The 2464-nt window shown below is 65.7% G+C and carries 4 protein-coding genes; all 4 read right to left on the minus strand.

What is annotated here, in order from left to right:
- The coding region (locus tag EN879_RS31955) for a 4-(cytidine 5'-diphospho)-2-C-methyl-D-erythritol kinase (protein ID WP_127274523.1) at positions 1-520 on the minus strand (520 nt) is incomplete at its 3' end.
- Between the two features lie 20 nt (positions 521-540).
- On the minus strand, positions 541-726 hold the full coding sequence (locus EN879_RS31960; protein WP_027164179.1) for a membrane protein: 186 nt from the start codon (positions 724-726) through the stop codon (positions 541-543).
- Positions 727-809: 83 nt separating this feature from the next.
- Positions 810-1673: a S49 family peptidase gene (locus tag EN879_RS31965; protein WP_027164178.1), complete on the minus strand. Its 864-nt coding sequence runs from the start codon at positions 1671-1673 to the stop codon at positions 810-812.
- Positions 1674-1752: 79 nt separating this feature from the next.
- Positions 1753-2464, minus strand: a 712-nt coding sequence (locus EN879_RS31970; protein WP_245493901.1) for a methyltransferase, incomplete at its 5' end; no start/stop codon positions are given.

Genomic DNA, 2464 nt, shown 5'->3' on the forward strand with positions numbered 1-2464 from the left:
GGCCAAGCGCCGAAAAATCCGGCACCATCGACAGTTCATCTCCGATGCCGCGCGCGACCAGAGGTCTGGCCGCCAGGCACATCGGCACATCGGCGCCGAGCGAGAGGCCGATCCGCGCCAGCTCTGCGCCGTCTATATCCAGGCCCCATGTCTCCACCAGCCCGCGCAGCACGGTCGCCGCGTCGCTCGAACCGCCGCCGACGCCGGAGGCGACCGGCAGGTTCTTTTCCAGCCGGATAGCGACCGGCGGTGTTCTCTCGTGCCCGACCGCCTGTCGCAGGGCATCGCGCGCCCTAGGCACCAGATTGCTGGCGTCGAGAGGAACCGCCGGGGCGTAGCGGCCGGACACGGTAAATTCATCGCTGTCGGCAGGCGCGATTTCGACCCTGTCGCCAAACCGCGTGAACACCGCCAGGCTCTCGATCAGATGATAGCCGTCAGGGCGCCTGCCGGTGACATGCAGCGCAAGATTGATCTTGGCGTGCGCGTGCCAGCTACGCGACCCGATGTCGGTGTCCACAATGGTCTGCGAAATGGTGCTCAGTCCTTGGCCAGCCGGTACTCGCCGGTCTTCGGATCCTTGACCAAAGTGCCCATCGCGCCGTTGGCCGTCTGCTTTTCGGTACGCCGCACCTTGGCGGTCACGCGTTCGGCTTCGCGGATGAAGGTGCGGTAGCCGAAATAGGCGGCGACGCCAACGACGGTGAAGAAAATGATCTGCGGCATACCAAAACTCCTCCCACGCTGGGCCGGCGAAGGTGGCCGGTCGGGTCGGTTAAGCTCTCATGCTAGACGCTTTTGCCGGGTTTTCAAAGCTCGAAGCGAGACCACAATGCGCGCTCTTCCGCCGCATCGATCAGGCCGCTGGCGGCAGCGCCTGCGATCTCGGGCGCTGAAAAGCCCTTGCTTGAGCCAAACAGGCCGAAGCGGCTGAGGAAACCGCGCGGTGTCGTGATCAGCCTGAGCTGGGTTTTCGCCCCGAAACGGGTCTTGAGCACCGTGCGCATGTCGCCGAGCGCATCGACCAGGCCGAGTTCAAGGCCCTTGATGCCGGTCCAGAACAGGCCGGTGAACAGGTCCGGGTCGTCTTTCAGTTTCGCGCCGCGCCGCTCCTTGACGAGGTCGATGAACGTGCCGTGCACCTCGAGCTGCAGCGCCTTCAGCCGCTCGACATCTTCCTTTTTCTCGGGCTTGAACGGGTCGAGCACCGCCTTGTTCTGGCCGGCGGTGTGGACGCGTCGCTCGATGCCGATCTTCTTCATCAGTTCCGGGAAGCCGAACGAAGCCGAGACCACGCCGATCGACCCGACGATGGAGGATGGGTCGGCGAAGATCTCATCACCGGCAACCGCGATCATGTAGCCACCCGACGCCGCCACGTCTTCGACGAAGACCAGTACCTTTCTGTTCTTTTCCGTGGCCAGGTCACGGATGCGCTTGAAGATCAGCCGCGACTGCACCGGCGAGCCGCCGGGCGAATTGATCGAGATGGCGACTGCCGGGGCGTCGTAGGAAAACGCCTTCTCAATGAGGCCAGCGGTGGAGGCCAGCGACAGGCTCGGCCGGAACTGGCCACCGCCTGCCATGATGGTGCCGTGCAGCCGGATGACCGGAATTGTGACGACGGTGGAGCGCCAGGATTTCGGCAGCAGGCGGTTGATAAGGCGTTTCACGAGGGCGCGGTCTCCGGTCGATAGGTTGCAGGCATGTAGGGATTTCCCGGCCAACGGCAATGTGGCCAGGCAGAATAGCTCAATCTCCAAACAGCGAGGCGAGGCCGTTGGTAATCATTTCGCTGCGCTCGTCAGGGCCGTTGCCTGATTGCGCGTGCAGCATCAGGGGCGGGCGGATGGCAAGCTTTCCCCGTGCCCCGAGCGCTGCCCGCACAACGATGCGGATTGCCGCGGCGTCTGGGCGAGGGTGGACGGCGAGCATTTCGGCATCGCCGAAGCGCCCTGCGATCGCATCGAGAATGGCGCCGAGCTGTTCGGGGCGGGCGATCACGGCAAGCCCGCCGCGCGGCCTGACCACCGCCGCCGCACTGCGGATCCAGCTCTCGAACACCCCGTCCTCCATGACATGGGCCTCTTTTCTGAGGCGATCGGGGGAGGCGCGGTCCCGGGGAGCGTTGAAGGGCGGGTTCATGATGACGAAGTCGAAATCATTGTCGGCGAGGCCGGCGGCCGCCCGCGCCCGGCCCGATACGGTGACATCGGCGACCAGCACGGAGGCGCGATCGCTCAGATGGGCATTGCCGGGATGGGCAAGGGTGGCTGCCGCGAAGGCCGCCATTTCCGGCGCGCGTTCGACAAGCACCGCCTCAGCGGCCGGGCAGCGCGACAGCACCGCCAGGCCGGCGGCCCCGGCACCGGCACCGAAATCGGCGAGACGACCGGCAAGAGAGGACGGCACGGAGGCCGCCAGCATCATCGCATCCATGCCGGCGCGATGACCGCCTTGCTTG

Source organism: Mesorhizobium sp. M7A.F.Ca.AU.002.02.1.1 (genome assembly GCF_003998535.1).
In the GTDB taxonomy this organism is placed as follows: domain Bacteria; phylum Pseudomonadota; class Alphaproteobacteria; order Rhizobiales; family Rhizobiaceae; genus Mesorhizobium; species Mesorhizobium ciceri.

Excerpts from the sequence above, each read along its gene's own strand:
- EN879_RS31960 (WP_027164179.1), bottom strand. The coding sequence starts at position 726 with ATGCCGCAGATCATTTTCTTCACCGTCGTTGGCGTCGCCGCCTATTTC.